We start from the raw sequence: 7,830 nt of genomic DNA on the forward strand, positions 1-7,830 counted from the left end.
CTCAATCTCAAAATGAAAAATCCGCAAACCATTGAAAACACATGGCACCCAATCTCAAAAACCTTGGCAGAACGACAAACCCGCATCTATCAGCATCGAATAGGGCTCTCCCAGACGAGGGCGACGAGAATGAGACGGCGCACGGCGACCCTCTGGCACTTCCTTCCGATGTGGCTGGCTCTGGGACGCTCGATCGCCTGATTGATACGGCGCGCGACTTTGCCAAGGGCTCGACCGCAGAGAACACCAACAAGGCTTACGCTGCAGACTGGAAACATTTTGCACGCTGGTGCCGCCTGAAAGGTGCGCACCCCCTCCCCCCATCACCTGAGATGATCGGCCTCTACATGACCGATCTAGCTGCTCCGACTGGCGCGACGCGTCCTCTATCTGTTTCCACCATCGAGCGCCGCCTGTCTGGTCTCGCGTGGCATTACGCGCAATGTGGGTTCACCTTGGACCGAAAAAATCGCCACATCGCGGCAGTGCTCGCGGGGATTAAGCGCAAGCATGCGCGCCCTCCGGTGCAGAAAGAAGCAATCTTGGCCGAGGATATCCTCGCGATGCTGGGCACCCTTCCGTTCGACCTGCGCGGACTGCGAGACCGAGCCATCCTGCTCCTCGGCTATGCAGGCGGTCTGCGTCGATCGGAAATTATCTGCTTGGACGTCCACAAGGACGACACACCGGACTCGGGCGGTTGGATCGAGATCTTCGACAAGGGTGCCCTGCTCACGCTGAACGCTAAAACCGGCTGGCGTGAGGTTGAGATTGGCCGCGGCTCTAGCGACCAGACTTGCCCTGTTCACGCGCTCAAGCAATGGCTGCACTTCGCGAAGATCGACTTCGGACCGATCTTTGTCGGCATCTCGCGCGATGGCAAACGCGCATCGGAGGTGCGGCTGAACGACAAGCATGTCGCACGCCTTATCAAGCGCACAGTCTTGGACGCCGGCATTCGATCCGAACTGCCGGAAAAGGACCGGATGGCGCTGTTCTCGGGGCACAGCCTCCGCGCCGGCCTCGCAAGTTTCGCTGAGATTGATGAACGCTATGTCCAGCGGCACCTCGGTCACGCGACTGCCGAAATGACCCGCCGCTATCAACGCAGGCGTGATCGGTTTCGAGTGAACATGACGAAGGCGGCGGGTCTCTAAGCTAAGTTAACCCCCATCATTTTGAGTAAAAATAAGACCACAAGGGGTCAGGCCGCATTGTTGGCGGGAAGATCAGAACTGAACCGCCCCGGTTTTACCGGAGACTGTTTAGTTCTCCTCAAACCACTTTATCGAGAGCGTTCATGTTTGCATAGTATGCCTCCTCTGCCTCAGTTGGCGTGAGGTATCCAATCGGTTCAAGCAGGCGGCGGTTGTTGAACCAATCGACCCATTTAAGAGTTTTGCATTCGACAGCTTCTGCAGTATTCCATGGCCCCAATCTGTGGATCACCTCTGGTTTGAACAGGCCAATCATTGTCTCGGCCAGCGCGTTGTCATAGCTGTCACCCACTGTTCCCACACTGGGTTCCAGGCCCGCGTCAGCCAGTCTTTCGATGTATTTGATCGACAGATATTGGGCGGATTTAACCGGTCGTCGCACGGAACTGTCTGTTCACCCGATCTAATGGGCATGGCAGGGCTGTGCCCGGTCAAGTTTTCTTGATCTTCCTGCCGCGACAGACACCTTCGATACCGATATCACGCATGAGCCGCTCGGTAATCCCCCCATTTTTAATAGGGCTCAACCGTAGAATTCAGGCGGCTGTTTTCAGTTTCATGGCGGGTGTCATGCCGCCGATCCCCATGTTGGGTCGCTCGTTGTTGTAAGTCCAGAGCCATTCAGTTGCCTGATCTTGCGCCTCCTCAATTGTTTCAAAGATATATTGCCCAAGCCATTCGCCGCGAACGGTGCGGTTATAGCGTTCAATGTAGGCATTCTGTTGTGGCTTGCCCGGCTGGATGTATTCCAGTCGAACCATGCGTTTCTCGGCCCATTCCATCAGCTTACCACTGATATATTCTAGGCCATTATCGACGCGAATTTTCTGCGGTTGACCGCGCCATTCAATGATCTAGTTTAAGCTTCTGACCACTCTCTCTGCGGGCAGTGAGAAGTCCACTTTGATGCATAGGCCCTCCCGATTGAAGTCATCCAGCACGTTCAATGTCCTGATCGAGCGCCCATCTGCCAGCTGATCCGCCATGAAATCCATCGACCATGTCTCATTGGGCTTATCAGGCACAGTCAGAGGTTCCGGCTTGTCCCGCTTCAAGGGGTTCTTGGGCTTGATACGCAGATTTAGCTCCAGCTCGCAGTAGTTCCGATAGACCCGCTTGTGGTTCCAGCCGTAACCTTGGACGTTGCGTAGATACAGAAAGCCCAGGCCGAAGCCCCAGTTGCGCTTGTTTGCTGTCAGACGTTCCAGCCAATCGGCGAACTCTTCATTCTCATTGCTCATAACGGGGCTGTATCTATAGCAGGTCTCGCTGATCTCGAACGCCCGGCACACCGCCCTCTGCCTGCTTCAACACTGCCATAATTTGCGCGTCGCTAAATCGTCCGTTCTTCATCGTAAATCTCCTCAGATATCTTGCCGAGAAAATTCTACTTTTAACACCACTAATTTTAGGGGGGATTACCACTCCACCGTGCAGCGTGCCAGATCAAAGCCGTCTCGCCGCATGGCGCGCCCGAAATGGGCAGTCGAGCTCTGCCTGCGCAAAATATGCTGACGCTTCCTTCAAGATTTTGTTGGCTTGCCGGAGTTGGCGGTTCTCGCGTTCCAAAGCTTTGATCCGATCGCGATCGGCGGTCGTTATGCCATCTCGCCGACCGCTGTCAGTCTCAGCCCTTCGAACCCACCCGCGAAGCGTATCAGGCCCACAACCAATCTTGGGCGCAATCGACTTTATTGCCGCCGACTGGCTATCAAATTCGCCCTGATGTTCATACACCATTCGTACAGTACGTTCGCGTACCTCAGGCAAATATCTGTTTCCACATTTGTTCTTTTCTATAACCCAGTATCCTTACTTCTGGGTCTCCGGCAAACAAGGGGTGGTTCATAATGCGGAATGAGCGCCACAAAGGCTCGTGCCCGCCAGAACTCTTCTTTGTCGAAGATCATCGGCTAGGTTTCGAATTGCTTTATTGTGACTTCGAACTCATTGAGACAAGTGTCGATCACTTCGGTTGAACTATCCCGCCTTTCCGAACGCCTAGTACTCAGTTAGCAGTTTGGCATGAACCGCGCCTTGATCATCCATCATTGACAGCGGATTTCTGATGCGCTGACCTAACCCGAGGCATTCACCAGCTGCATCCGAACTGTCCATAAGCTGAAATGCAGAGTAGCAGCCCCCTACAAACTACTCAATCAGGCGGGTGCCCAACGCGAGCCTATGTACTAACTTTTGCACACGAGATTGTTAGGGGGAGTCCTATGCGACGATCACAATCTCGGTCACATCGGCATCCACTGACTGACAGGCCGCGAGCACCTTTCGGTTCAGGTGTGTCTGCACATAATTGCCATGAAAGCGACTTGGCGCACTGAGTGTTAAACGCCCTCCTGCCCTGTCGACCCGCACAAGATTGCGAAGCCAACTTCCGTAAATATCCGGGGTTTCACTGAATAGAATCGCCTTGGCCAACGCCCATTCCGTACCATCGCTTATATCTGGCGGTGGTATGTTGCTTTTTACTGGCAAGGGCACAACAGGGTTCTCCTCAGGCTTAACGCTCATCCGCAGATCAAAATCGGGGCCCACATTGGGCCATTCCGTTTCGGTCATGGCTAGCATGCGATCAAGGCCAAGCCCATATTCCGTCACTCTGCCCCGCGCGCCCTGCCGCTTGACCACTAGCCAGCCAAGCCCCCGCAGCTTGGCCATCTCGCGTTTCACGGTGCGCTCATCCACTGCCCATAACCGAGCAATCTCGCGTTGTCCCACGGCCAATTCATCGCGCGCCCAGTTGTAGCGCGCTGTCATCAAAGTTATCAGCCGGAGCACCAAACGCTGGTCATGCTTATTGCGCGCCAGTGCATATGCGCCTAATGCCGTGATGATATCATATTTGCGGGCAGCGTCGCGTTGACCTGCCGGTTTGACCAATTGCATGGATGCCCTCTGGCTGCGCGGCGCGCAGTTGCTCTGTGCCTCGAATTGGATCTCTTGCCGGACCCTAGTTGCGATGAAAGACACAACGCCTTTCCGACCTCTTTCCTGATTTGCGTCCAAACCATCGATTCTGTCAAGGGGCCGATTTCATCGCGGTGCAAATCCTGATCTTAGAGTATAGATTTTTGGGTATATAGGTATTTGGGGTCAGCTAGTGCGTCACCTATTTGCTGTAATATGTCCCCCAATATCTAGCGGGGCGAGATCTGTTGTCACCCTATATCCGGCGCGCTAATCATATGTATGGTCTGGCAGTCGACCTAAAGGAATCACACCTAGTCCTCTTTTCTGGTAGCATACGAAATTCGCTACTTTCAGATTATGGGGCTTTTCAACAAAGGCAACTTCGGCGTAAATCAGAGAAGAGCAGTAATTAGCGTTCCGGAATCTCTGCAATTTGTTCCCCGCGGGGAACCATGGGGATCCGCACCGGGCGCAGAAATGAGGGACAATCATGTACACCCACGCTGATTTGGCGAAATTGCAGGCCCAGTCACTTAAGATGCAAGGGTTCATCCGGCAGCAGACATATTCCCCCGAAATGGAGAAGACGTTGCGTCGCTTCTCAAGCTGGGAGGTCGCCGAGTTGATTCTCAAGATCAACCCCTCAACCTTTCGCGGCCGCCTTGCAGCGGATCCTTCCCTGCCTGAGGGGCTAGTAGAGGAAGAAGGCCGCCAACGCTGGTACACGTTGGAAGAGATCAATGAGCTGCGGCGGAAGCTCAAGATAAAGGGGCGGTCCCTCATGCCAGCACGCCCCGCTGGCAAACGCGCAATCCGGGCTGCGATCGCGAACTTTAAAGGAGGCGCAGGCAAGAGTACCGTCGCGCTACACTTTGCCCATGCCGCCGCACTGGATGGCTATCGCGTGCTCGCGGTGGACTTTGATCCGCAAGCGACGCTCAGCCATTCAATGGGCCTTTCTGACGTCTCCGAAGAGGTGACTGTCTGGGGGATTATGGCCCGCGATCTGATCCGCGAGACCGAACGCATAAACGCAACTTCTGGTGGGGCCGAGAGCGGAGCTGCCCTGCCCCAACGCAGGCTGCCGCCTTCGGTAACGGGCATGGGATTGAACGATCTGCGCGCCACTGATTTCATTAAGGCGACAAGCTGGCCTACGATCGACATTATCCCTAGCTGTGCCAACGCGGCTTTTGTCGAATTCGCAAGCGCCCAGTATCGGCATATGAACCCCGAATGGTCCTTCTTTGCGGCTGTGTCCCGTTACCTCGATCAGTTGCCGGATGACGCTTACGACCTTATCATTTTTGACTGCCCGCCCGCGATTGGTTACCAATCGATGAACGCTGTGTTTGCGGCGGATGTGCTCTATGTCCCCTCCGGTCCCGGCTATTGGGAGTATGACAGCACCACGAGTTTCATAGGTCAGCTTTCGGAAGCGTTGGAAGACTTGGGCCGGTTCCGTGGGCGGCTTCCGTCCTGCACCAATCCCGACAAGGTCTTTGCGGATCTTCGTTTCTTGCTGACACGTTTTGAGCCGAACAATGATTTGCACCGTGCGATGCAGTCAGCCTTTCATCAGGTTTTCAAGTCGCATGTGGCAGAGCACCCGATCGAGATGACCCGCGCAGTTGAACAATCGGGGCGCTTCCTGTCGTCGATCTATGAGATGGATTACCGACAGATGACGCGGGAAACATGGCGGCGGGCGCGAGTTTCCTTTGATCGCGCTTACGACGAATTCCAATCCACGCTCGTCAATGCGTGGGAAAAGCTGGAGGATTGATGAATGGGTAAGAAACGCTCTGTCTTTGACATTAACTTTGAACTCGACGCAGAAGATGAGGCGGCGGAGTTCCCCGCGGGGAACCAACGCGCGCCTGAGACCAAATCCCATAGCGTTCCAGGCCATCCACTGCAAAATCACGATTTAGCCCCGCCGCGGCGGGGCCCTATGGCCAGTGCGATTGCCGAAACTGCCGATGCGACCCGTGAACGCGACAGAGCCGAAGCGGCAATCCGCGCAGAGAATGACGCCCTTGCCCATGAGCACGTGCGGCTTAAGAGGTTAGGTTTAATCACTGATTTGATCCAGACCTCTGAGGTGATCACATCCAAACTGACCCGTGACCGTTCTGCCAATCTGGACCCTGAACTTGATGAGCTGAAAGAGTCTATCAAGGCGGTCGGGCTTTCGAATCCAATCCGTGTAGAGAAAACCGACGATGGATTTGAACTTATCCAAGGCTTCCGCAGGCTTTCGGCTTTTCGGCAGTTAGCAGAAGAAACTGGCGATCCGCGTTACACCCGTATTCCCGCAGCGATGGTTCCCCGCGGGGAACCGTTGGTTGGACTCTATCGTAAAATGGTGGATGAGAACCTAATACGAAAAGACCTGTCCTTTGGGGAAATGGCCCAACTTGCCCTGTCCTATTCGCGGGACGAAGGGATCGATGTGGGAGAGGCGGTCTCGACGCTCTATGCCTCTGCGCTCAAACAAAAGCGGACCTACATTCGGCAGTTTGCCCGCATCCTGGAAGCTTTGGAAGGGACGGTGCGCTATCCTGAAGCGATTCCCCGCGCGTTAGGGCTTGACCTTTATAAGCTGGTCGATGGGCAGCCCGGAAGGGCAGGGGAACTTGCAGCACGGTTACTTGCCGTTCCCGATCGGGATAAAGACGCAGAGATGGGGGTGCTCCGCAATGCACTTGCCGGGCAGAAAAAGTCAAGCGCGCGGGGGGCCCAATCAGTTTCCAGGACATCGCTGAGAATGGGCCGACCTGAAGGCCAAGCTCGTGTGACGGCATCAGACGGAAAACTCGAATTGCGGTTGGAGCGGGACTTTTCGGCGATTCCAAGGGTGCGGCTTCAACAAGGCGTTGAGGCATTTTTAGCCGCGCTTGACGATGAAGATTGACTGTTTGTTCCCCGCATAGGTAATGGCTAACCCTGACCTAATATGTAGTCATAGTCTTCATCGCAGGGGGTGCCCTGATCTACGTCACGTTTACAACGCGGGGCATCTGGGGACGCAATGGCCATTTGGTGTGCAAACGAAGTGCAGAGCTGCAATCAATTCTAGCGATATCGAGCCATGATACGAAATCATGTACGGGCAAATTTTCTTTTGTAGGCCAGGCAGATCGCGATCTCGCACCAACCAGTTTTGGCATTGAAGGTAAGTGACGCACCTTGCTCCATCACCTCAATCCTGCCGGCAGGATCAGGCGTACTTTTAGGCGATATCCGCGGCTAAGATAGCGGCCCTAAGCACATGGGCCGTAGATCATTCCACTTGACCCTTCTCGACACATCGCGAAGCGGTGGTCTTGGCGATTAGGGGGGAACCGCTCACACTTCATCTCAAGCTAGGCCCTCAGATAGAAGGCGCGCGTTGGTGCTGCCCGATAGGGCAGGGGTGTGCTTAATATGGCATTAGAGCTCAATACGCATGCAGTCTTTGGCGCAAGCTTTGTCGGTGTTGTCTACGGTCGACATCTTGCCATAGGTCCGCGCAAGAGCGTCTATGTACGATATTTCGTCTTCCCTGATCTCGTTTGAAAGCAACCTGTTTGATTCAAATGGGTGCGGATTTCTATTGTTGTCTGTGTCGTTCTGCCAAGGTTTTTGAGATTGGGTGCCATGTGTTTTCAATGGTTTGCGGATTTTTCATTTTGAGATTGAG

4 protein-coding genes and 3 pseudogenes are annotated in these 7,830 nt (G+C 54.5%); 3 read left to right on the forward strand and 4 right to left on the reverse strand.

All coding sequences use genetic code 11. The features are described 5' to 3' along the window. Window positions 1-41 precede the first annotated feature (41 nt). Window positions 42-1,157 carry a tyrosine-type recombinase/integrase gene (locus tag O4H31_RS19300; protein WP_269348156.1) on the forward strand — a complete coding sequence of 372 codons (1,116 nt, stop codon included), beginning with the start codon at window positions 42-44 and terminating at the stop codon, window positions 1,155-1,157. Window positions 1,158-1,275: 118 nt separating this feature from the next. On the opposite strand, the pseudogene O4H31_RS19305 reads toward O4H31_RS19300, so the two are convergent. From O4H31_RS19305 to O4H31_RS19320, 4 genes and pseudogenes are all read right to left on the reverse strand, one after another. Next, window positions 1,276-1,584, reverse strand: a pseudogene (locus O4H31_RS19305) (integrase core domain-containing protein); the annotation flags it as partial. 169 nt (window positions 1,585-1,753) lie between these two features. Next, window positions 1,754-2,515: pseudogene (locus O4H31_RS19310) on the reverse strand (IS3 family transposase); the annotation flags it as partial. 169 nt (window positions 2,516-2,684) lie between these two features. After that, window positions 2,685-2,957, reverse strand: a pseudogene (locus O4H31_RS19315) (transposase); the annotation flags it as partial. A gap of 483 nt (window positions 2,958-3,440) precedes the next feature. Then, complete coding sequence (locus O4H31_RS19320; protein ID WP_269348157.1) at window positions 3,441-4,121, reverse strand: DnaA N-terminal domain-containing protein; 681 nt, start codon at window positions 4,119-4,121, stop codon at window positions 3,441-3,443. 514 nt (window positions 4,122-4,635) lie between these two features. Between O4H31_RS19320 and O4H31_RS19325 the strand changes: the two genes are divergently transcribed. Together O4H31_RS19325 and O4H31_RS19330 are read left to right on the forward strand one after the other, a co-directional pair. Beyond that, on the forward strand, window positions 4,636-5,931 hold the full coding sequence (locus O4H31_RS19325) for an AAA family ATPase (protein WP_269348158.1): 1,296 nt from the start codon (window positions 4,636-4,638) through the stop codon (window positions 5,929-5,931). Between the two features lie 3 nt (window positions 5,932-5,934). Next, entirely contained in the window at window positions 5,935-7,062 is a 1,128-nt protein-coding gene (locus tag O4H31_RS19330; protein ID WP_269348159.1) for a ParB/RepB/Spo0J family partition protein, read from the forward strand. Window positions 7,063-7,830 lie beyond the last annotated feature (768 nt).

Origin of the sequence: Sulfitobacter dubius (assembly GCF_027214245.1) — a bacterium.
Taxonomy (GTDB): domain Bacteria; phylum Pseudomonadota; class Alphaproteobacteria; order Rhodobacterales; family Rhodobacteraceae; genus Sulfitobacter; species Sulfitobacter dubius_A.

Coding starts and splice junctions, on each gene's coding strand:
- O4H31_RS19320 (WP_269348157.1), bottom strand. CDS start 4,121: ATGCAATTGGTCAAACCGGCAGGTCAACGCGACGCTGCCCGCAAATAT.
- O4H31_RS19330 (WP_269348159.1), top strand. CDS start 5,935: ATGGGTAAGAAACGCTCTGTCTTTGACATTAACTTTGAACTCGACGCA.
- O4H31_RS19300 (WP_269348156.1), top strand. CDS start 42: ATGGCACCCAATCTCAAAAACCTTGGCAGAACGACAAACCCGCATCTA.
- O4H31_RS19325 (WP_269348158.1), top strand. CDS start 4,636: ATGTACACCCACGCTGATTTGGCGAAATTGCAGGCCCAGTCACTTAAG.